At 36.1% G+C, this 25,797-nt stretch carries 11 protein-coding genes; all 11 read right to left on the bottom strand.

The genetic code is table 11. The annotated features are described in order from the left end of the window. Positions 1-380: 380 nt before the first annotated feature. Positions 381-2,300: a glycoside hydrolase family 97 protein gene (locus LUU93_RS08400; protein ID WP_232680273.1), complete on the bottom strand. Its 1,920-nt coding sequence runs from the start codon at positions 2,298-2,300 to the stop codon at positions 381-383. Positions 2,301-2,551: 251 nt separating this feature from the next. Next, positions 2,552-4,975 carry a glycoside hydrolase family 2 TIM barrel-domain containing protein gene (locus LUU93_RS08395; RefSeq protein ID WP_232680271.1) on the bottom strand — a complete coding sequence of 808 codons (2,424 nt, stop codon included), beginning with the start codon at positions 4,973-4,975 and terminating at the stop codon, positions 2,552-2,554. A gap of 326 nt (positions 4,976-5,301) precedes the next feature. After that, positions 5,302-7,110, bottom strand: coding sequence for an alpha-L-fucosidase (locus LUU93_RS08390; protein WP_232680269.1), 1,809 nt, complete (start codon positions 7,108-7,110; stop codon positions 5,302-5,304). Between the two features lie 42 nt (positions 7,111-7,152). Then, complete coding sequence (locus LUU93_RS08385) at positions 7,153-10,311, bottom strand: glycoside hydrolase family 2 TIM barrel-domain containing protein (protein WP_232680267.1); 3,159 nt, start codon at positions 10,309-10,311, stop codon at positions 7,153-7,155. A 339-nt stretch (positions 10,312-10,650) separates the two neighbouring features. Then, positions 10,651-12,546, bottom strand: coding sequence for a glycoside hydrolase family 44 protein (locus tag LUU93_RS08380; protein WP_232680265.1), 1,896 nt, complete (start codon positions 12,544-12,546; stop codon positions 10,651-10,653). 55 nt (positions 12,547-12,601) lie between these two features. Further along, positions 12,602-12,955 carry an L-rhamnose mutarotase gene (locus LUU93_RS08375; protein WP_255669428.1) on the bottom strand — a complete coding sequence of 118 codons (354 nt, stop codon included), beginning with the start codon at positions 12,953-12,955 and terminating at the stop codon, positions 12,602-12,604. Between the two features lie 74 nt (positions 12,956-13,029). Continuing rightward, entirely contained in the window at positions 13,030-14,682 is a 1,653-nt protein-coding gene (locus tag LUU93_RS08370) for an alpha-L-fucosidase (protein ID WP_232680260.1), read from the bottom strand. Between the two features lie 306 nt (positions 14,683-14,988). Then, positions 14,989-16,191 (bottom strand): glycan-binding surface protein, encoded by a 1,203-nt coding sequence (locus tag LUU93_RS08365; protein WP_232680258.1) that lies wholly within the window; start codon positions 16,189-16,191, stop codon positions 14,989-14,991. Positions 16,192-16,209: 18 nt separating this feature from the next. Next, a complete protein-coding gene (locus tag LUU93_RS08360) occupies positions 16,210-17,784 on the bottom strand; it encodes a RagB/SusD family nutrient uptake outer membrane protein (protein WP_232680256.1) in 1,575 nt (524 codons plus the stop codon). Between the two features lie 19 nt (positions 17,785-17,803). Next, positions 17,804-21,019, bottom strand: a complete 3,216-nt coding sequence (locus tag LUU93_RS08355; protein WP_232680254.1) for a SusC/RagA family TonB-linked outer membrane protein — start codon at positions 21,017-21,019, stop codon at positions 17,804-17,806. 577 nt (positions 21,020-21,596) lie between these two features. Further along, positions 21,597-25,634, bottom strand: coding sequence for a hybrid sensor histidine kinase/response regulator (locus LUU93_RS08350; protein WP_232680252.1), 4,038 nt, complete (start codon positions 25,632-25,634; stop codon positions 21,597-21,599). Between the last annotated feature and the right edge of the window lie 163 nt (positions 25,635-25,797).

Here is a 25,797-nt window from a genome sequence, read left to right as displayed (position 1 = left end):
CATGCTAATTTTGGAAAAATAACCTGTTAGGGTAATTCCTTCCTCTATTCTTTTTGTTCGGGTCATGAAAACTCAATTAAACACATAGATTCTGTGTTGATTTCCAAATTAAATTTATATATTAAATATTTTTTCACGCAGATTTTGCAGATTTTATTTTTTAATTTTTATAATCCTTTAATCTGTGGCTTATTTTTAAACACTTAGAAACATAGATTTTATTTGTAAAAAAGAATACAAAAAGAAACATATTTCTTTCACATAGCTAGTGTCCCGAAGCTTCGGGATGTATTAAAACAAGTGAAACGCCTTATTTTTAGCAAAGAAATCTATATTTCTATGTGTTAAAATTTATTTCAGCAACTGTTTTTATAATTACTTTATTTTATCACGCCAACAAATCCTCCTCTTGAAAGACACTCCACTTTAACAATGCTTCCTTTTTTGATTTTTATTATTTCTGAAGAAAAAGACTTATCATCCTTCCCGTCTTTAATCAAATGCAAATCATGGATTCCTTTGTCCAGAAAGTCAAATTTTATTAGTAAAGTCTGAGGCGTATCTTTTCCATTCAATCCGCCGATATACCATTGATTTCCTTTTTTGCGGGCAATAATGACTTTTTCTGTCGGCACACCGTCGATTAGCTTTGTATCATCCCACGCAGCTGGAACCTCTTTCAAAAAGTTTTTTGGTTCTTCAGGTAAAGATTTATATGCAGATGGGCTGTCTGCAAAATGCTGAAATCCTGATTCAAATACAACTGATAAAGCCAGTTCATGGGCATAAGATGTTATATGCGGATGCTGCGAATTTGAAAAGGTAACAGGTGTGTAATCCATCGACCCGACTACGTTACGTGTAAACGGAAGTGTCGCATTATGAGCTGCTGCTTTATCTGTCAATATCTCATTATTGTTATACCATTCTGCACCGTACACGGCCTCTGTTGTCATCAGGTTTGGGTAAGTTCGCGCCCAGCCGCGGGGAACCGTTGCGCCATGAAAATTTACCATTAAATGATGTTTTGCCGCATCTTTTAAAATATCAATATAATAAGCCATCATATCCTGCTGGTCGCCGGCAAAAAAATCGACTTTGATTCCATACACACCAATTTTATTCAGCCATGAAAATTCTTTGGCACGTTTTTCTGCTGTAAGTAAGCGGTCATTAGGTGTTGGATCAAGCCAGCTTGTACCGGAATTGTACCACATCATTGGTTTTATTCCTTTGCTTCTTGCATAATCTACTGCTTTATTTATATCGCCCCCATTGGCCATCACATCCCATTCCCAGTCGATCAATACATAAGGCCAGTTCATTTCGACAGCTAAATCAACATACTCAACTACCTTTTGGTAATCTTTAGAACCATGATTATTTGCCCAATAAATCCATGAAACTGCACCCGGTTTAATCCACTCAGTATCTTTTATTTGGTTTGGTTCGCTGACATCTGTAATCAAAGTAGATTCGACAATATCTGATAATTTTCCAATGATAAGCGTGTGCCATTGAGAATGCCACGGTAATGTAGTTATAACTCCTTCCTGCTTAAAATTATCACGGGCAGAAGGATATGTAACCTTATATTCGTTAGCATTTTTTAAATTACTCAGCTTTGCAGCACAATTATTTTCTGTTACATCTGCCTCCGAAATTAATGCCCAGACTGGCTGATTATTTACTTTGTACAAAGCTGGAAAACCCCATTCCTGTTCTTTATTAGCAGATAAACCTGTTTTGCTTAGCGGATAAAATTTTTCATACGAAAGATCGTAAGGCTGCATCCAGCGAAATGTTTTTTCAGGTAAAACATACGTTGTAGCCTCACTTGTGATATTAATTTTTATGTCTGATTGATTTGGGAAAACATAACGAAAGGCAACACCATCATTATATACCCTAAAAACAATATCTAATGGCTGATGATCGGAATTCTCGAAACTGAATGTTTTTTCAGTAGCGAAATTTTCACATTCATGGCGTTTACCACAAATCATTTCATATTTATCATGTATTGCAGCAGGTTTTGATGCCGCAATAAAACGCAGGTTATCTGCAAACTGTTCCTCGGCGCGATTAATACCTAGTTTCGAATATGGTAATACTTCTACAAACTTGCTGCCTATTTTATACAATGCCTTATAAGAAAGATTGTGTGCTGCATTTTTTTCAGGCAGATTCAAAACAACTTTTACTTTCCCGTTTGGCGAAACTATTTCCTGTGCATTTATGCTAATTGAACTTAAAATAACAAATAGTGCGGCAATACTATATTTCATTGATATTCTCATATATTAATTATTCTGCTTTTATTAATTAATTCAAGCTGCTAGTTAATAAAGGTAGTCCCTACGGGACAAAATTTGACATGAATAAATTGAATTCTACCAATATGTAATCTCTCCGAGATATTTTTTTGTTACTCCGTTAGGAGTTAAATATTGACAGTGGAATAATAAAATCTACCCGAAAAAATATCCCGTAGGGATTAAACTTTTTTATAGCCAATTTATTTATTGAATTATTAAACCAGCAGCTTGAATTAATTATTCTGTATTGATTTGACAATTATATTTTTTCCTTCTAATCCATTGGAGGTTACTGATAATTTAATTTCACCTGCCTGATGATTGCTTTTTATCACGACCAAAGCCCTTCCGTGCCATGCTTTACGTGTATTGCCTACATATTGCTCAGTGTCTTTTATATCAGCATTATCAACTCCAGCAATAACACCTGGGCCTTCAATTTTAAAATCAAGACGGTTAGCTGCATTTGGCTGAAATATTCCATCTTTATCTGTTATCTCAATAGTTATGTATGATAAATCCTGACCGTTGGCCAGTATTTCCTTTCTATCGGCTGTAAGTTTTATTTTTGCAGCATCGCCTGCAGTTTGTAAAATGGCAGATTCTACTTCTTTATCATTTTCTACCCCAACTGCTTTAAGCAAACCTTGAGAATATGGAATTGAAAATGCGGCCTTAAATTGCTGTTCGCGTATAGTTGGCTGTTCACCAATCAACTTGTCGTTCAGGTATAATCTTACTTTTGGATATTTAGAATATACTTCGACCTGAACCGTTTTTCCTTCGAAAACAGGCCATGTCCAGCTTTCCCATGCTGGCCAGACTGACCACCATGTTTCTTTAATTTCTAATGGTTCAGGTGCTGGTTCACGAACTGCCATATAAAGCTTTTCGTTAGTATTATACAGCATACTGCGATAATGAGAAATAGGTTTTCTCCAGCCAATCAAATCTATATCACCACAGTAAGCGCCGTGATAAGGGAAGAAATCATGTTCCCAGTGTTCACCAGGTACTTCGCCAGAATAATACCAGCGTCCAATTCCTGATTCTCCTAAATAATCCATGGCTGTCCAGACAAAATCCCCAATTACATAGCTGTTCTCCTGAACCAGTTTCCAATTATTAAAGGCATCTTTTGGGTAGGATTCGGTTTGAACTATAATACGCGAAGGCACTCTTTTATGGTCATCCGGAGCCCTATGCAAATTGTAATTATAACCCGCAGCATCATGTACTGCCATTAACGGATCAAACACGTCCCAATTCTTGTCGTTATTTACTATTGCAGATGTAACAGGACGGGTTTTATCTATTTTCTTTACCGCATCTAAAAGCATTTGGGCTGTTTTTACAGCATCAGGATCTGATCTCTCCGGTATTTCATTACCTATGCTCCACATGAAAATCGAAGGGTGGTTACGATCGCGCAATACCATTGCTTCTAAATCACGCTGCCACCACTGGTTAAAATATTTAGAATAATCGTTGCTGTTTTTTCCAATTTTCCAGCAGTCAAAAGATTCATCCATTACTAATAAACCTAATTTATCGCAGGCCTCAAGAAATGCTTCAGAGGGCGGATTATGAGAAGTTCTCACTGCATTGAACCCACCTGCTTTAAGCAGTTCGACTTTGCGTTCTTCGGCACGGTCAAAAGCGGCAGCTCCTAAACAGCCATTATCATGGTGTACGCAGCCACCGTTTATTTTCACTGTTTTTCCATTTAACTGAAATCCATTTTCTGTCGTAAATTTTATAGAACGAATACCAAAATCTGTCTTTGTATTGTCTACCACTTTTTTACCTTTTAGAACCTGAATCTGAGCCTGATATAAATAAGGTGTTTCCGGTGTCCAAAGTTTAGGGTTCGACACTTGTATCGTTTGGGTTAATTCCTTCTCACTATGAGCCGGAAGCTCCACTTGCATCTGGCCATTTCCTGCATTTTTAGAATTATTTGAAAGAAGTGTTTTTACAACAATGCTCTGTGCAGATTCTGTTTCATTTTTTACTTTGGTTTTCACCAATACAACTGCCTTTTTTGAAGACACCTCGGGAGTTGAAATGTCAACGCCCCAATGCGCAACATGTACAGGATCAGTAACGACCATCCAAACATGACGATAAATTCCCGAGCCTGAGTACCAGCGGCTGTTCATTTGCTGTGAATTATCGACACGTACTGCAATAGTGTTTTCTTTTCCAAAGTTCAAATAAGGTGTAAGGTCGTAACTGAATGACGAGTAGCCATAAGGATAAACGCCCAGCGATTTTCCGTTGATAAAAACCTCTGAATTCATATAAACTCCTTCAAAATAAACAGCTGTTTTTTTTGCTTTCCATTCATCAGGCACCTGAAAGGTTTTACGATACCAGCCAATTCCTGCCGGAAAATATCCTCCGCCTCCGCCTGTTGTATTTTTAGGATGAATTTTTCCTTCGATACTCCAATCGTGAGGCAAATCGAGTTTGCGCCAGCCCGTATCATTGAAATTGTTTGTTTTGGCTTCAGAATCATCACCTAAAAAGAATTTCCAGTTATAATCAAATAACTGTTTTCTTTCAGGTCCATTTTGTGCATATCCTGAAAAAATACCTATAAGTATGATGAATACAAATAGTACTTGTTTTATGTATGAATTTAAGTTGAACATCTTGTTATTGTTATATTTCTAAATACTTTATAATAGCATTATTAACCCGTTGGATGTGATTATTTTAACACATAGAAACATAGCTTTTGTTTACTTAAAAAAGGCGTTTCACTTATTTAAAATACACATAGCTATCTATGTGAAAGAAATGTGTTTCTTTTTGTCTCCTTTTTTACACCTAAAATCTATGTTTCTATGTGTTTAATATTTTTTTTAATTACAACCAACGAGTTTTTATTATTCACATAATTGAATACAATTTTAAAACACCGGATCTAAATTAATTAAGCGAATAATGAACAAATTCCTTGTAACTATCGAAGTTCTTATTCGATCTTGAATACGACAGCTGTTTCAAAAGGCATTTTTGCCGGACAAGTAACAACTAGACCATCACCTTCCTGTTTCCATTGTAATTTGCCATTATATCCAAGCAGTTTCACCTCTTTAATAGGTTTGCTAAACAACTTTGCTTCTGTACCAAGAGATTTGATTTTTAATTGTGCTCCCGGAGCAGGTACATTCATACAAAATGCGTAGAATTCACCCTTCTTACCAACAGTAAAACGAATGTCCTGAGCATCGAACTTGAACTCTGCTTGTATGTGATCTAACTTACCGCCAGGAAGCATTTTCAACTTGCCGTTAATTTGTTCTCCTTCACCGGGAATAGTCCATGCATGACTTCCGTAAACGGCTTCTCCATTTCGTTTCATCCAGACACCAACTTCTTTCAACATTTTTGTACTGCCATCGTCTAATGAACCATCAGGCAAAAGCGAAATACATATAGCGGCATTACCATCGCGGGCAATAGCTTCGATAATATAACGAATCATCATTCCCGAATCGTAAGTAAAGCCGGGAGCATAAAACCAGTCGCCAACCGGAATTTCTGCAATCCATGGCTGATCGGTTTTGATCTCTGCCGGAACACCAAATTCTTCGGTATTTACTGTACCATTAGTCTTTTTTCGGAATTTCACTATGCTAAAAGTATTTACCTTACCACGATTTTTGAGTGTACAGTTATAATAATCGGCTATGACCGTTTGCATAGCGTCTACTTTGAGACCAGTTCCTGTTAAATTGCCTGTAAAAGGCCCTTGTACTATTCCATCAGTATAAATGAAATCAGGATCATAATGCTCCACAACATCCATCATTCGTAGTGCCCACTTTGTTGTGTACCATTTTGCATAATCAAGATGATTAGTAAATATTCCTCCCGATGGAGATCTCCATTCTATTCGGGCAGCCTCAGCTACCCCCTTATACTCTCGCAAATTAATACCATAAAGCAGCTTAGGATCATATCCTTCCCACCATTTACCTTTACCATCAGCAAGGGTCAGGTTTCCATCATATGGAACACCTTTTTTGGCACCTTCTTTGTCGCTGCCAAAAGCTGTCTGCCACCACCACCATGTATATTCGTGGTGAAATGTTACACCATAATGCATTCCATTGGCACGACAAGCTTTTGTCCATTCATCAAGTAAATCACGTTTTGGACCGATATTTACAGAATTCCACGGTTGATATTTTGAGTTCCACATATCGTAATTATCGTGATGCACTCCCTGAATCATCAAAAAACGAGCACCAGCATCATGATAAATTTTTGTAAGCGCAGCCGGATTAAGTTTTGTTGGATTCCAGTCACGAAGTATTTCTTTATACCCAGATTCAGATGGATGACCAAATTTCGCGAGGTGGTTTTTGTAGGCATCTGTACCTTCTGTGTAAAGTTTTCGTGCATACCAGTCACCGCTTTCACCTGCCGCTTGTGGGCCAAAGTGAACCCAAATACCAAATTTAGCCTCACGAAGCCAAGCCGGCTCACCAGGATAATTCTTCTCTATTGATTCCCAGGTTGGTTCAAACGGTCCTGATGCGATAGGAAGATTCAGCTTCATTTCGGGAAACGATTGCCAGTCACCCATGGAGACGCTGTCTTCTGGTAATATTGCTGGTACCGAAGGAAATGCTGGCAGTAAATAAGGTTCATCACTCGATTTTGTCTTCTTTTTTTTATTTTGGGCATATCCTGAAAAAATACCTATAAATATGATGAATACAAATAGTATTTGTTTTATGAAAAATTGTTTTTTGTATGAATTTAAACCGGTCATTTTATTGCTTTGTTTCTAGTTAGGTCATTCGTTTTGAAAAATTTATTGTTTCTCAATATATTCCATGATAAATTCAAAATGATAGGGTTTATTACCTGAATTGGTATATTTTTCCATTGTTTTGGCTCCCCATGTATCATCGCCACCAACCCCATGAATATTCAAATCAATATTCAGGTTAATAAAATCGCGTTTCGGCAGCTGGTAATCATGTGTCGTGTTCTCTAAATCATCTTCTGTATAAGGCCATGCACGAAAATTAAGAGGCTGTAAACCTGTTATTTTTATGGTTTCATTATTTTGAGCCTGTAAAGAAAACCAGCGAACATCACCGCGATTTGCATTGTCTTGCGGCACCGGATATGGAACCACAAAATTTTCCAGTTCTGAATGATACAAACCAATCAGCGAACCTGTTTTTCTGTCCGGATAATTTTCATTTGGCCCTCTTCCATACCAGTCAATTGTACTATAGTTATCCGGAATACGAACTCTCATTCCGAATTTAGGAATCAGCGGAATAGTATCGCTCTGAGGTGTATATAATGCTTCAACTTGTAATTTTCCTTCGCCATTTAATTGGTAATTCAGTGTATAATTGGCACCAATGGCTGGCAGGCTCATATCGAACTTAACTGTTATTAAGTTACTGTTTTTTAAAACACTAACATTTTTAACAATTCTGGTTTCTGCTGCTTTTTTCCATTTGCCCAGTTCTTTTACATAACCGCTTTGCTTTTGATTATCGTTTGGCGTTTTCCAGAAATAAGGTTCAAGTCCGCCCATTAGTAATTCCTTCCCATTAGTTTTCCAACTTACCAATGAACCATTTTTTCGGTCAAGGATAAAAGACATTTTTTCGGTTTTTAGTTCAATTTGTGAAGCTGATTCTGTTACAAATACCTTTTTTTCAGTTGCTGTAATATTGATCCAGTTGTAAGGTTTGATAACAAACTGTTCGCGGGCAATACAAAAACCTTCTTCTGCCCAAAGGGCTGCAGATTTGAGTTTAGCATAGATATTTAAAGTTATTTCTGAGGGAACCGTACCTGTAAGCTGCGGTGAAGGAATTTTTATATCTGAAAATGTTCCCGGCAAAATGTTGTCACCGCTAAATTTACCTTTTTGCAGCAATTTACCATTGGATGTATATTCATATTCAAAATCAAAATTACCAAGCTGCAGAAAATCAAAATGATTTGTAACTCTTAGTGTTACATCTTTATCATCTAAAAGCTGAAATACCACCTGCTGATACACTTTTTGCACTTCAAAATAATGTGGATGAGGCGTTCTGTCTGATGAAATCAAACCTTTTATTGAAAAAGTTCCATCGTTTGGCTGATCTCCAAAATCACCTCCGTAAGCCCAAAATTCATCGTCTTTCAATTGATAATCATCCGGGTGTTCGGTGAGTTTTAGAGGAGAGTTATCTTTTTTCTTTGCCAAGCCCTGGTCTACCCATTCCCAAATAGCGGCACCGGTAAGGCTTGGGTCATTATAAATTACATCCCAGTATTCCTGAAGATTTCCTCCCGAATTACCCATTACATGTGCATACTCACGCATAAATACCGGCCTGTCTGTTATTTTTTCTCCTAATTTTTTCAGGTCTTCAGGATGCAGATAACCTTCATCGTAAATATCTGATACACTACGATCTGTATCCGAATAGACCGGTCGGCTTGGATCGAGTTTCTTTACAGTATCAGCCATAGCCACAAAGTTTTGTCCGCTGCCGCCTTCATTTCCTAATGACCAGAAAGTAACACAAGCGTGGTTTTTATCTCGCTGAACAAGGGCAGCAGCTCTCTCGACATGCTGCTTTTTCCACATTGGGTTATCGCCCATTTCTTTATTTCCGAGGCCAAAACCATGAGATTCCTGATTTGCTTCGTCCATTACATAAAAACCGTATTTGTCGCAAAGTTCATAAAACAAGGGATCGTCAGGATAATGGCAGGTACGTATCATGTTGATATTAGCCTGTTTCATCAGTTCAATATCCCGAATCATGGTATTACGACTTACATGCTTACCTGTGCGCGGGTGCTGTTCGTGGCGGTTTACACCTTTGAGTTTTACTGCTTTATTATTGACATAGAATACATCTCCGCGAATTTCAATTTTACGAACGCCGAAATAACACTCGGCTTTATCTACAATTTCGTTTTTATTGTTTTTGAGTTTCAGTTTAAGATGATATAAATCCGGCGTTTCGGCAGACCATAACTTAGGATTTTTCATCAATGCATTTATTTCGATTGACAGTTGTTTTGACTTTTGAACCGCAGCTGCTTTCTTATAAAAAGTAAGATCAATCCATTCGCCTTGAGCAGAAAAACCAGAAACCTCAGCATCTATATACAGTCCTTTACTATCCTGATCTGATCGATTATCAATATTTAGATCTATAGAAATACTGGCATTGTTAAATGAATTATCAGGTACAGCTTTAACAAAAAAATCGCTGATATAAGTTTTTGGGCGGGCAATTAAATCTACATCCCTAAAAATACCGCTTAATCGCCACATATCCTGATCTTCAAGATAACTGCCATCGCACCAGCGGTATACTTCAACTGATAGTTTATTTTCTCCTTTATGGATGTATTTTGTGATATCAAATTCTGCCGGACACATCGAATTTTCGCTGTACCCCACCTTTTGTCCGTTTACCCATATATACATTGCTGAAAGTACTCCTCCAAAATTAATGAATACCTGTTTATTGTTCCAGTTTTCAGCAATGGTAAAAGTTGTACTATAACTTCCTACCGGATTTCGCTGCAGATAACTTGTAAAATATTTTTCAGGTTCACTTGTTACTTTGGGAGGATTACGCTTAAACGGATAAGTCGAGTTCGTATATATTGGGATTCCGAATCCCTGGAGTTCCCAGTTTCCGGGAACCAGAATGTTGTCCCAATTTTTTGTTGAATAATTCTCTGTATAAAAATCAGCCGGTCGTGATTGCGGATCTGGCGACCACTTAAATTTCCAGATGCCGTTAAGCGACTTAATCATCGCATTATTCATTTTCTCTTCAGACAAAAAACCATACGCATGCGGTTTTTCCTTGTTTATGCCATTAATATCCGGATTCTCCCAATCGGGAACATTTTGAGCATGAAGGATATGTATGGAGAAAAACAGAATTCCTAAAAAGAGTTTTTTTATTATAGTAATTGATTTATTCATACTTGTTATATTAACAATCTTATCTGGCTTAAGAAAATGGTTTCCGTTTTTTAAGTGATTCAAAATACTGCCTTTATTTTTAATTATATCAACCCGCTGGATTTAACTACATCGTCTGTTCGCCTCGATCGAGTTCATAAATCTTTTATTTAAACACATAGAAACATAGATTTTATACCTAAAAAAGAATACTAAAAGAAACATATTTCTTTCACATAACTAGTCCCGAAGCTTCGGGATACATTTCAATTAAGTGAAATGCCTTTTTTGAGAGATTAGAGTCTATCTTTCTATGTGTTAAAATAAAATGCCATGAGCTGGCTAACTTTTAAATAGATTTTATCGCGCAATAATAAAAGGGATGCTTTTTTTATAGCTGTTGTTTTTTACTGATAAAAAATACGAGCCGGCAGAAAGTCCACTCACATCCAGCGTATGCAGCTCTTGTCCGCTATTTACAGTAAAAACTTTTAGTTTTTGTCCTGCAATATTATATATCGCTATTTGGGTTGGTTCAGTAATCGCCGAATCAAATTTTATATTCAGTTTATCGTTTACCGGATTAGGGTAAATCATTACTCCTCCGCTGCCTGGCAGTGCGCTTACTTTATCAACCGACAATGTGGATGTTTTAATCAAAACAGCTGTAGTTGACAAAGCGGGTACCGTAACTGTAAATGAATTTGAATTAACATTTACGGTGTTCTTTTTTAATGCATTAGTCGTATGAGATACGAAAGTTTCCGCTGCCGGAAGCCCGGAAATCTGTAATGTTTCAAAATTTCCATTTTCGACAGCAAAGTTGTTAAGGTTTACTGTTACAGTGCGTGATGCATTCATATCCTTATTCACAATAATTACAGTCATCGCATCTGCTGCCTGGTTTACTGTAGTGTAAGCCGAAACCGTGTTTTCAAGTGAAGAAGTACTTGAAACACTATAGTCTTTTGCATAACGGCTAAAAAGGTGCAGTGTTTCCCACATACCTACAGACCAGTTCCATGGGCTGAACAATTCAACGCCATTGTTGGCAAATGTCCCTAAATGTGAAGCATATATAACAGATTCAAGGCTTGGGTTGCTGCTTGACATTGTACCCCATTCGCTAACTCCGGTAGTAATGCCATGGTTTGCGCCAAAATGTTCTGTCAGCCAGTCCTCAACACGCTTGAAAATGTATTGTTTTGTAAGTGAGGTATCCCATCCGCCAGTACTTGTTTTAACACCATTTGAACCCGGATAATCATAATTTGTATCATAATAAATTCGGTGTCCCTGCAAAGCTGCGGCATCATCCCCGCTATACGAAGGGTAATTGTGAATATCTAATACGTCTACCAGTTTAATACCCGTTGCTTTATATTCGTCGCCAAGGCGTTTTATGAAATACTCAATCCATGGATAATATCTGCCATTGATGTATATACTTTCATTTGACCATTTGTACCATTGCCATTCAGAGGTTGTAACAGGTCCGCAAAGTTTAATACCAGGGTATATCGCTTTTGCTTTCTTGGCTAATTCTATATAACGATCCATAAAAGCAGAAGCCGATAACTGAGTTGGCATAGCCCAGTCGTGCGTTCCGTTCCATATATCTACCTCATTGTCCATGTTCCAGTATACAAACTGATCTTTGTTATAGCCTTTCCCATTAGCTCCGAACCAATCATTAAGAATTCCTACCGAAGAATCTGCCGGCCATGGCTTGCTGAACAACTCGGGATTTCCATCGACTAAGGCAGTACCTCCTCCGCTTGTATTGGGAGTTCCTCCTCCGGCCAAATTCTGATGAACACCAGACCAATACTGTGCCTGGTTATATCCCCAGTCATTGAAATTATTATTGGCATTGGATGCAACCCTGCCTAACAGCTGAAAGGCAAACATGCCCTGCATATCAGGAAAATTATTAGTAATATTCTGTGCAGGTGCATCCCAATCAGCAGCATAAACGTTGTTATACCAGTCAGGATGAACAGCCAGTTTTGCCTGCCAGTTATAGGCTGATGCATTATTACCTCCATTCAGACGGGAAAAACGTAAACCTGCATCTTTATAAAATTGGGCTGGTTTGTCTAAAAAATCATTTTTTCCATAAATGTATGGTGATACCTTTTTTTTGTTTACAGCTGCATCTACCGTAATCTGAACATTCTGAGCTAAAGTTACTGTACTAGCAAGGCCGCAAAAGCTTACTACAAAAAAACACTTTTTTAAAAACGTAAATTTCATATCCATATCTAATTTTATTTATTACTATTATAACTTTTTTTAGGCGTATAGTTTATTATTTGTCCATTTCGTAAATTCGTTCCATCAACTGCCATTTCTGGTTTGCTGTTGCCTCGGCAGACGTGTCCTGAAATTGTGCCATATGCGCTTCCCATTCGCTTTGTCTCGGTTTTGCGGCCAGTTCCTGCATTGCCTTGTCGTGATTGAAATCGGCTACAGTGTCCATAATCATGAAAAGCCTTGTTCCCATAAGATAGATTTCCATATCGATAATTCCCACTTCTTTCATTCCCTGGGTTATTTCCGGCCACGCTGCCCCTTTTGCATGCGCCTTTTTATATGCTTCAATTAATGCAGCATCATTAAGCAGTTCCATGGTTTTGCAATAACGTTTAAATGAGATTGGCATTTTTTATAATTATTAATTTGTTATTAAGTAAAAGTGATTTTGTTATTTGCCAGCTATAGCCAATTCGTATATTATTATTTTATTTTTAATACTATAGCAATATCGTTCGGGATAACTTTTGGTTTTGTAATTACCAATGAATCGCCCGATTGTTTCCAGGAAAGTTTCTCTTTACTTCCAAGGATTTCAATACTCTTAATTTTACCGTTATATTTATTCTTACCAAGCAGTTTCAAACTAATATTATCAGAAGGCACTCCTAAAAGGGTTGCATAAAGAATATTCCCTTTTTGATTATAACGGATATCATTAGCCGACAATTTTACTTTTCCCTCACTAAAGCTTTGGTCTTTACCAGGTTTTATGGCATCTGAAACAGGGCCTTCTCCATATTGTTTCCACGGACGTGTATCAAAAATACTTTCTTTGTTTACATCCATCCAGGCTGCTATTTTTTCAAGAATTGCAACTTCCTTATCATCAATAGTACCGTCTCCCTTAACAGGAATATTAAGCAGCAGATTTCCATTTTTACTAACAATGTCAACCAGCATGTGAATTACTGTAGCGGCAGATTTGTACCCATTGTTATCATAAACTGATTTACTGTAGTGCCAGTCTCCGATACACGTACAGGTTTGCCATGGCAAATCTTCGATTTTATCCGGAGCACCTCTCTCTACATCCCATACCATACACTTTTTTTGTTCATTAGTCAGCATTTTTCCAAACAGTACAGCCTCCAGCTTATCGTTGTGAGCAGCCATATTACGGTTATAGAAATCAGCCGCAATTTTTAATCCCGCATCACTTACAGGGTAAAGCGGCAGGGCGGTATCATCAAAATAAAGCAAATCGGGATTGTACTTATTAATAAGATCTATTGTTCTATTATAGAATTTTTCGCAGTAAGCCTGTGAAGGTATTGACGCACCATTGTCCCAATTCCACTGACCCCACAGCGCAAATAAATCTTTATCACTGTTTAAACTGAAAGGATGATTTTGGGCATAAAGTTCCTGCGGATCAAGTCCTTCCCACCATTTTCCTTTACCATCGGCTTTTGTAAGTTTTCCATCATACGGAATTCCCGCAAATGGTCCGCTGGTATCTGATCTCTGCGATGTCTCAAACCATGTCCATGCATGAGTAGCATGAACGCTTATCCCGAATGGAAGTCCGTATTTTTTTGCTGCTTTTGACCAGCCAGTCATAATATCTTTTTTAGGCCCTACACGTACCGAGTTCCACTCCTGATATTTACTGTCCCACAAATCCAGGTTGTCATGATGATTTGCCATGGCAAAGAAATACTGAGCTCCTGCCCTTTTGTAAAGTGCTACCAGTTTTTCAGGGTCCCAGTTTTGGGCTTTCCAGTCATTAATAATTTCTTTAAACCCAACTTTTGATGGATGTCCGTAATGTTCAACAAACCATTTGTATTGGTCACCGCCTTCGTTATACATAAATCTCCCAAACCAGTCACCTTGTTCAGGCTGGCACTGCGGCCCCCAATGAGCCCAAATACCAAACTTGGCATTACGGAACCACTCAGGAGTTTTATATTGCTGCAATGACTGCCAGGTTGGGGCAAATTTCCCAGCTGTAACCGGTTCGTTACCTTCCCTAACGGGTGATACATAATTTTCCTGAGCCATCAGACAAGATGAAAATAGTATATAGAATACTATAGACAAACTGAGTTTCACTGAAATTTTTATATTCATTTTTTTGTTTTTAGGATAAATAAATTTTAATGTAAGACCTGCGGAAAAACTCAGTTTTTATTGAATCATCGCAGGCCTTAATTTAACTATTAATATTTTTTTATTAAACCGTTTTTAACACATAGAAACATAGACTGTAATCTCTCTAAAAAGGCGTTTCACTTAGTTAAAATGCACAGAGCTTGGCTATGTGAAAGAAATGTATTTCTTTTTTGTATTTCTTTTTTGTATTTCTTTTTTAACTATAAAATCTATGTTTCTATGTGTTTAAATAAAATATTTATGAATTACACTCAACGGTACTTATTACTTAATTTTTACAACTCTAATATTATCAACAGCAGCACGCAGACCAGTTACAGTTGCTTTAGAACCTGAAACTGCCTGAATATGAAATTCGCCAGATCCGGAAGCCCCTAATAACTCTGTTAAACTTGATGCCTGAGCTCCGTCTTTTTTGAAATCTGATAATGGAATCGTAACCGTAACCCATTTTCCTTTAGTAGTGTACGAAACAATTTTATCATTAGCTTTCCAAGGCTCATACTTTGCATAGAAATCATAATTTCTTGTTATCTGAATCGTAGTTCCATTCCATTCACCAGGAACATTGATTTCAAATTTTACTGCATAATCTGCAACTGGGTCTGCAAGATCCTGTGCTGGAACCCACTGACCGGAATTGACGTTAATACTGCGTCCCCATTCCCACCATGTACCATTATTAGGACCTAGTGTACCATGATCCAGAACTGCAAAATATCCATGATTTCCGGGGAAATCAGCATTGCTGTTACTTGTAGCGCAGCCCCAGCTAAAAGTATTTACATTATCAAAATTACATAAAGATTTTGTAGTTACATCATTCACATTGAATGTTGTAGTAACTGTGCCTGAAGCTGTAATTATATTTAAAGGTGCACTTGTTGTGACATTAGGCATTACGAAACTAATGCTCTTTCCATCAACTGCAGCTGTGTAATCAGTAATTATTTTTCCTCCAAAATTAATTTCGTTTATAAGGAATAAATTTGATCCAGATAGGGTAACCAGATCTCCTTCAACCGGATTTTCGTTTGAAATACTAACAAGCGCAGGCGGTCCGGCAACAATGCTGAAAGCAAAAGTTGTTGTTCCTACTGATGTAGTGTATTGAATAGTATTAAGTTTATTTGCAGGAATAGACGGGAATGGTATTACCGCCGGCACTTGAACAGCTGCATAAGTATTTGAAAACAAACCAGCATTAAAATCTGCAGATATACCATTAAAAGTGATTTTTGTAGCGCTCTTTAAATTTTTACCTGTGATTACGATCCATTGACCAGGGACTATTTTATCAACCAGGGTATCATTTGGCGAAGCGGCATAATTTCTTATCTCTGTAATAACAGGACCTGTTCCAGATGCATTATCATCATCATTATTACAAGAAGTCATCGAAGTAATAATTAAGATTATGCTGAGCGTCGATAATAGACGGATGTGTTTATAAATTATATTTTTCATCTTGATTCTTTCTTTATATTAATAATAAGGAACTGCAGGTTCAGCTAATTTAGGGTTAGCAACTATCTCTGAAGCTGGCAATTGTAACCTGAAAGTAGATTGAGTAGCGGGAGAAATATTTCCAACAGGATCGTTGGGCGTGGCTTCTCCATTTGAATAATTAAACAATACTCTTTTTTGATTGTTAAGAATATCTATCGCTTTTACAGGATTGTAGTAAGAGAGCCTTACCAAATCATACCAAAATTGTCCTTCACAGGCAAATTCGATTCTTCTTTCTTTAAAAATAATATCGGCATCAAGAACGGTTACCGGGTCAACTCCGGCACGGTTCCTTACCTTATTAAAATACATTAATGCATTAGGATCACTTGTAGTCGCATTATTACCAAGGATGGCATCAGCATATATTAAGTAAACATCTGCTAATCTTAATATATAATTATGTTCTATCGAACCTAAATATGTCATTGCAGGTGTATTGTTATCTGCTCCGTTTCCTATAATGTGTTTTTTCATAGCCGCTGATGTAGCGTTATAACCACCGCCTGCAGCATTTAACTCTGCATAATGATCTCCCGGCAGCATAAAAGTCGTTTTTCGTCTTATTGAATCCTGTGCGGTATACTGATTATATAAATCATAAGTAGGCCCCAGTGGAGTCCAGGCTCCTTCTTTTCCCGGGTTGATATCATTACTTGGTGAGTGTGTCAATAATTGGTTCCCTATACCCCATCCTGAAGTGGCAGCCCATTGCAGGGCAAATAATGATTCTTTATTATCATTAAATTTCGTTTTAAAAAGATCTGAATAACTTGGAAGTAAGGTTAAACCACTGTTTTCGACTACATCTTTTGCATATTTTTTGGCAAGGTCTAAATATGCCTGATTACGATTACCTCCTGATTGTCCTAATCCCGCCATTGTTAAATACACCTTACTTAACATACTTTTTGCTGACCAGGATGTAACTCTTCCCGGTACATCAGAAGCAGGAAGGTTTTCTGCAGCAAAAGTTAAATCGTTTACTACAAATTTGTAAACATCTTCTACCTTATTTCTATTTACTAATGGCGATTTTACTAACTTGATGTTATCTTCAATAATTGGCACATCACCCCATAGTATGGCAAGATGGTAATAAGCCATAGCGCGGATAAATCTCGCTTCGGCTATTGCTGCATTTTTATCAGCCTGAGATACTGATGCCGGAGTGTTTTTATTTATAGCTTCTATTGTAACATTACAATGTGCGCCTATAATGTATAATCCTGTCCAGCCCCCTACTAAGATACCATTAGACCCTGAAAGCGTAAAAGTATTTAGCTGTACTGCATCATTATACCAGGCGGCCAGTAAGTTACCACTCAATATATCGCCAAGCATAAGGTATGGATTTGTATTCCACTGAAACCATGCTTTACCTCCGTAAAGTCCAGCTGTGGCTAATCTAAGTTCATCTTTTGTTTTGTAAAAATTCTCTGTGCTTGTCTCTGATTGAGAAGGTCGGTCAAGAAAATCATCCTGGCAGCTGCTTACTATAAAAAATATAGCAAACACCATATAAATCGGTTTTATATTTATTAGTTTCATAATACGTAAGTTTTATTAGTTATTTGGTTAAACCCAGGGTAAGTCCAAAAGTGAATACTCTTGGTTGTGGATAAAAACCATTATCAATTCCTGTTTGTAATGGATTCCATGAACCAACTTCGGGATCTAAACCTTTGTATTTTGTAACAAGAAAGGCATTGGTAACATTAAAATACAATCGTAAAGAACTTATGTACATCTTTTTTAATGCATTTTCGGGAACTGTATAACCTAAAGTAATATTCTTGCATCTAATAAAAGAGCCGTCTTCAAGATATCTGTCAGAGAAACGATTGTTACGGTTACTGTCATTATTTTTAACTCCAACTATTGTAGTATTAGGATTGGTAACATATACGTTATTGACATCACTGGCCGAACCATTAGGATCTATTAAAGCTAATCTTGCGTGATCGTTTAATGATTTTAGGTAGCCGTATTGTGCTAAAGGATTATCTCCGTTAACCCTCATTCCGTTTAATACTTTGTTACCATAATTACCACTAAAGAATATATTTAAATCGAAACCCAGATATTTAAATGTATTACCAAAACCGAACTGAAATTTAGGAATAGAAGAACCTAGAAATGTCTGGTCTTTTTCAGTAATAATACCATCTCCGTTTATGTCTTTAAATTTAAGGTCACCATACCATACCCCTCCGGAATTTGGCGTAACCGGTAAACGGCTGCCATCAGTATTTGTAGGCATACCATGGGTGTGGCCAAGCGCATTGTTATTGGTAAAATCAAAATCTGATGCGTTTGCAAATACACCTTCAACCTGATAGCCGTAAAAATTCCCCATAGATCTTCCTACTACAGTGTTAGTAACCACATCACCTCCATTGTATCCTGGTAATGATGCTCCATCGGTATTTAACTTTAATACTTTGTTCTCATTATGAGACAGCGTAAAGTCTGTATTCCAGCTAAAGCTCTTGGTAGATATATTTGTTGTGTTTATTCCAAAATCAAATCCTCTGTTTCTAACAGAACCTATATTAACATCTGGGGCATCAATTGCTCCCGGAGAATATCCAACGTTTGTTCCGGAATAAAGTGGTAACGGAATTTTCATTAACAATCCGTCTGTTAAACGATTATAAACATCAAAAGAAAAATTAAGTTTCCATCCAAAAAATCTTCCATCAATTCCGGCATTACTATATTCTGTTTTTTCCCATTCAACTAAAGGATTTCCTAAACTGGCTGTCAGCTGTGATACACCAGATAAAGAAGTTGCAACTGAACCTAATGTAGATAAATAAGCATTGTTTCTAATATTTTGATTATTAGTAAAACCATAACTTACCCTTAATTTTAATTCATTGACAATTTTTGAATTCTTTAAAAAATTCTCATTATTTAATTTCCATGAAAGGGCTCCTGAATAAGTAGTTACCCAGCGGTTTTCAGGAGAGAACTTCGAAGAACCATCTGCACGGATGTTACCGGTAAACAAATATTTATCGTTATAAATAAAATTAACACGTCCGAAATAAGATTCCTGTGCACCATCTCCTCTGGTTCCGCTATTGGTAGCAGTACCAATGTCACCACTGCTTATGTTAGTAACACTATTTGAAATGAAATTTTTTCTTGTTGCCGAAACATTTTCATACTCTGACCATTGAGCCTCATGTCCTGCCAAAACATTGACATTATATTTGCTTTTAAATACTTTAGCGTAAGTTAAAAAGCTTCTAAAAGTGGTATAATAGTTTTGATCGTAACCATAAGTTGCCTCATTCTCTAGTCTCTCCGTATTTCCAAACTTATATTTAGGGCTAAATCTGTCTGTCGTGTTATAAGAATAACTTCCTGATATTTCATTTCTAAAAGATAAATCTTTTGTAAATGCTATATCAGCATAGAAATTTGCAAACAACTGATTTCTTCTAAGGTCGTTTTTGTTCATTGCTGCAAGGGCAACCGGGTTAACTAAATTTCTAACCCATCCGTTTGTACTTTCTCCTCCTGCAAAAGAACCGTCAGGATTTTTTAAGGGAATATCCGGAGTTTGTCCTAATGCTTGTGAAATAACACCTGTATTAGTTGAATTTACATTCTCATTAATACGCGTTAGTTGTATACTAGTTCCAATTTTTAACCAGTTGGTTGTCTTGTTATCCAGGTTTAACCTTACGGAACCTCTGGCAAATTCAGACCCAAGAGATATCCCTTCCTGATCGAAATAAGATCCAGACAGCAAATACTGTGTTTTCTCATTCCCTCCGCTTAAAGTTAGTACATAATTGGTGATTGGAGCGACTCTGAATAATTCGTCCTGCCAGTCTGTTCCTTTACCTAAATACTGCGGGTTCGCTAATTCAGGTCTTGTGTCAAAACCCCAGCCAATACCTTGATTTCGATCATTAATAAAAGTAGCATATTCCTGTAAATTCATTGTAGGATACTTCTTCATTAACGATTGAAAACCCGTACTATAATCAAAGGTTATTTTTGGGGCACCTTCTTTGCCTCTTTTTGTAGATATAACAATTACACCGTTAGTAGCCTGCGAACCATAAATAGCAGTTGCCGATGCATCTTTTAGGACATCGATAGATTCAACATCCGAAGGGTTAATAGTTGCCAGCGGGTTAGTTCCATCTACACCTGCAAAACCCTGCCCAATAATAACACCGTCTATAACATATAGTGGTGAATTATTTCCAAAGGAAGATAAACCGCGTATTTGTACGCTGACACCTCCTCCAGGCTGACCAGATGTTTGCTGTACCACAACACCAGGCACTTTACCCTGCAGTGCCTGATCGATTGTTACAGGCTGTGTTCGACGAAGCTCATCTCCTGATATTGATGATATTGCTCCGGTAAGATCTTTTCTTTTTGCTTTACCGTAACCAATTACTACTACTTCTTCTAAAGACCTTACATCTACCTTTAAATGAATTGTTAGTTTGCTTCCGGTTATTTTTGCTTTTTGAGTTACATATCCAATGTAACTAATCTCTAGTGTTTCCCCTATTTTTGCGTCAATAGCAAATTGACCATTTTGGTCAGCTATTATACTTTTCCTGGATGCTGGTACATAAATATTAGCCCCTAAAACAGGCTGGTTTAATTCGTCCAGGACAATACCGGTAATTTTTCCGTCATTATTTTGAGCCGATACTGCTCCAAACGAAAAAAGCATTACCAAAAGGAGGTACTTACTAAAGAGCTTCTTGTCTTTTACAAAACGCTGAATCACGTGTTTTTTGTTCATAATAAATTTTGGTTAGGTTAGTTTAAAGTGGTTTACTCGAAAAAGCATTTTATCATGAAATATTTTCAACTTTTTACCTCGTGAGTAAATGCTTTTTTTTGTCATATTTAAGAACAAATTAACAATAAAGTAACATTAAACTATGGTGCATTATGTATCAAAAGACTGTATCAATTGTTGCAATTACTGCAATTATCATAAAAAAACTACAAAATTTATTTCATTAACTCATTTAATATTATAATAAATTGCTATTTTAATAATGATAATTTATTATATCCAAAAAACAGGGTTGTGAAGACAAAAAGACGTGTGTTATATTTAACAGAATACATTTAAATTTTTAAAAAAGATTTGATGTATTCTAAGAAGGGATTATTAGCTGGTTTGCAGATCAATTCCAGCGAAAAAACTCAATTATAATTAAAGACTAAATTGAAGTTGAAAAACAGTATTTGTATTTCCTGAGTTTTCCTGCAACGTATTTTTTTAACCTTGAGTTTTTGAAGTGCAAAAGATTAAACCTGCAAGGTTTTAAAAAATCCTGCAGGAACTAAAACATTCTATAAATCAACAATTATAGATTATTCTTGTGGCTATTTTTGTAGATACGTAAATACTCCGAAGGTAAAGAACCAAATTCTTCGCGAAAATACTTCGCAAATCTTTTTGGGGAATTAAATCCAACTTCATACGCTATTTCGGCAATCTGCAGCTGGCTTTTTTCAAGAAGCTGGCGTCCGCGTTTCAATCGAATTGTTCGAATAAATTCAGTTGGGCCTTTGCCTGTAATAGCCATTAATTTTTTATATAAATGGCCACGGCTTAAACCTAAAGCCGTACTCAGGGTTTCAACAGAAAATTCAATGTTATTTATATTTTCTTCTACAATTCTAATAGCATTTTCTATAAGAGTCTCATCCAGCGAAGTAATAGTAATTTCTGCCGGTGACACATCTAGTTTTTGACTAAACGAGACATGGCTTTTCTCCGTCCATTCGACAAATTTTTGAATGCGCAGTTTTAGCAGGTTAAAATTAAAAGGTTTAGTAATATAATCATCAGCGCCAAGCTCCAGCCCTTCCTCTATATGTTCATCGGCAGTACGGGCTGTTAATAGAATCACCGGAATATGAGACCAATGAATATTGGATTTTACCTTTTTACAAAGTTCTATTCCATTCATAATAGGCATCATTACATCACTTACAATAATTGTTACATTAAACTTATGCAGTAATTCTATTGCCTCTTCTCCATTATTAGCCGTTATTACAGTATATACCTCTTTAAGGTTATCTTGAATAAACTCACAAAAATCATTGTTATCATCTACAAATAATAATACTTTTTTACTTGCAGGCATATTTTTTTGTTCCTCTTCTTCCTCTTCGAATTCCTTTAATAGATTTTGTGCCGAATATTTTTCTTCAGTATCAGCTTCAACTACTTTAATTGGAATTTTAAAAGTAAAAATACTGCCTTGCGGTACATTATCTGTAACGGTTATTGTACCTCCATGAAGATTGATATATTCGTTTACAATATGTAATCCGATACCTGCCCCTGTTTTTTCCTGTTCTTGCTGTGCTTGGTAAAATCGTTCAAAAATATATTTCTTTTCTTCATCACTAATTCCGGAACCGGAGTCAGAAACACTAACGCAGACATTACCATTCTCCTGCTTTATGTGAATACTAATTGTACCTCCGTCTAAAGTATATTTGAATGCATTTGAAAGTATATTGATCAATATTTTTTGAATTTTATCCTGATCAAACTGCATTGTTAAACTTTTCAAATCATTGAAAAAGAGAAAGCTGATATTACGCTCTTCTGCATAAACACAAAATGATGTATAAATTTCACTAATAAAATTAACAAAATCACCCGGCTTTAAATTCAATCTTTCTACACCAACATCCAGTTTATGAAAATCAAGCAGTGAATTTATTAATGTCATCAGCTGTTGTGCATTTTTATACATAACACTCAGCTTTTTCTTCATATTTTCATTTGCCGTATCTTTCAATAATATCTGCAAAGGTGTAATAATGAGCGTAAGGGGCGTGCGTAAATCGTGGCTGATATTGGTAAAGAATTTCAGCTTTATTTCATTAATGTGTATTTCTTTCTCATGATCCATTTGAACACGCTGCTGTTCCATATTTATAAGATGGCGTTCTTTTGTTTTACGAACTAAGAATATCAGCGTACCAATAATTAAGATTGCATATATAATAAAAGCCCAAATTGAAAAATAAAAAGGAGGCATTACAGTTATAGATAATTCAGTAGGAACGTTATTCCAGACGCCATCACTGTTACGGGCTTTTATTAAAAGTTTGTAATGTCCTGTTGGAAGAGAGGATATAACTATTTTATTTCTTTGAGTCGGCATCCATTGTGTATCAAAGCCCTCAATTTGATAAACATATTTTACCTTATCTGCACTTAATAAATCTCCTGTAGTAAATTGTAAAGAAATAAGTTTATCATCATGCTTAAAATTTAACTGGTTGGTTAACTGTATTGTCCTATCAAGTAATTTTCTTCCGTCATAAAATGAATCTACCTGAATCGTATTGTTTCCTACAGTAAGCCCGGTAAAAATTACTTTTGCCCTGGATTGGTCTTTTTCAGACATTTTATTTGGATTCAAAATAGTGTATCCTACTGCATTGCCCAGCAGGATATCTCCATTTTGTAATTTGCAAATGGCATGGCTGTTAAAATAATTATCCATAAGACCATCCTTAACAGAATAATTTTTACTTGAAAAAGTAAATTCTCCGTTTGGTGCAGAAGTAACTGTCAGTATCGAAAGACCATTACTTGTAGTTACCCAAATATTATTAAGATTATCTTCAATTATACCTTTTATTGAATTATCACATAGTCCTTTCTCTTTGTTAATGTAATAAAGCTTATCTTTTGTTTTATTCCAAATGGTGAGCCCTTCGTTACTGCCTAACCATAAAAGGCCTCGTTTATCTTTATAAATATTTGAAACTTGATTATTTTGGGCAAAAGACTGATTTCCTTTTTTATTCCCTTGATAGAAGGTGTCTTTGTAATTTAGGATATCGATGACTATAATACCATATACAGTACCAATATACATTTTATCGCCGCCATCATAAAACATATCCTGAACATAAACTGTATAATCAAATGGTGTAATTACAGAACTAAAATTATCAGAGCCGGATTGCAGCACCTGAATTTTACCGCCTAATGATCCTATCCATACATTTCCATTTCTGTCTTCTTTTAAACTCCAAATATTGTTACTGGTTAATTTACTGTTCTTGGTTGTATATTGGGTTATTTTGCCATTTTCATAACAAAATAGCCCTTTTTGATAGGTCCCAAACCAAATACGTTTTTTCTTGTCTTCGAGTATGGAAATTATTGCCATGTTTGGAAGAGGGAGCTTCCTAACGATTTCTGAGTTTTTTTCTTTTATATATAATCCATTTCCATCTGTTCCTAACCAAATGTTTCCATGATAATCTTCCATCATAGAGCTGACATCCGAGCATTCAGGGTGTCTGAAATTGATGAAATTCCGGAAACTTTCATGATAAAACGAAAGCCCTTTTTTATTATACCCCACCCATATGGTTTCATTATTATCCTTGTAAAGACACGACACACTGTTTGAGGCCAAACCTGTCTCTATCCACGGATTGTATACTACATTTTTAAACAAGTCTTGTTCTTTATCGTACACAAACAATCCTTTGTGGTCTGTTCCTATCCAGATTTGTCCAAATTGATTTTCGCTGATACTGCTTATAGCATTGCTTACCGTTTTTAATCCTGAAATTAATTTATAACTTTTCCACTCTTCATCTGCGTTTTTTTTATAGAAAACCTGTTCGTTTTTATAAGAATAAAGCCATAAACCTTTTTTACTGTCACTATAAATTGTACCATTCGCATTAGCAACGTCTTGCTTTATAAAATTAGGTAAAGCTACAAATGTAAAAACTCCTGTCTTTCTATTCAATTTCAAACAGGTACCTGAATCATCAATTGCATAAAGAAACTCGCCATTATCAGTAATAGAAATATCTTTATTTAAAGAGATTTTTGATTTGAATACAGCTGTTGTTTTTTTCTTGATATTATGAAAAAAAACTTTCTTTTTGTTAAATATCCACAGATTTTTATCTTTATCAACAAAAATTTTAGCGCTATTATCTGACTTTATTCCCAGAGTTAACAACAACTCTTTGGTTCCTGATAAAAAAGAATCTTTATCTCTTTTATATACCATATAGGCATATCCTAAATCAATCCATATATTTCCTAAGCCATCCTCCTGCAATCCTAGTATATCATCAGTAGGCAAAGCATTGGAGACACTGGGATGCATTGCAAAAACCTTAAATTCATATCCGTCATATCGATTTAACCCAGACTCTGTACCTACCCAAAGAAACCCGTAACTATCCCTTAGAATTGTTCTTACATTATTATTTGAAAGACCTTCACTGGTCTCTAAATGATGAAAAACATAAGAGGACTGTCCTATAATACTTTGGAAAGAAAAAATCCAAAATATTACAAAAATATAGGTGTACAGCTTTCTTGTGTGTTTTTTCATTTTAAAATGGTTAGCAGAATTTTCATCTCAGTATCCCACGGTTGAAATCGCGGGTTATAATTCAAATATAATAAATGTTTAGTCTATCTATAATCTCTTTAATGAATTATGGTATCGCTATACTTCATTTCATTGTGAAAGTATAGCGATACCATAATTGCAA

The organism is Flavobacterium soyae (assembly GCF_021245985.1).
Taxonomy (GTDB): Bacteria; Bacteroidota; Bacteroidia; order Flavobacteriales; family Flavobacteriaceae; genus Flavobacterium; species Flavobacterium soyae.
The sequence above is the reverse complement of the archived record's forward strand: the minus strand, read 5'-3'. Positions and strand labels throughout refer to the sequence as shown.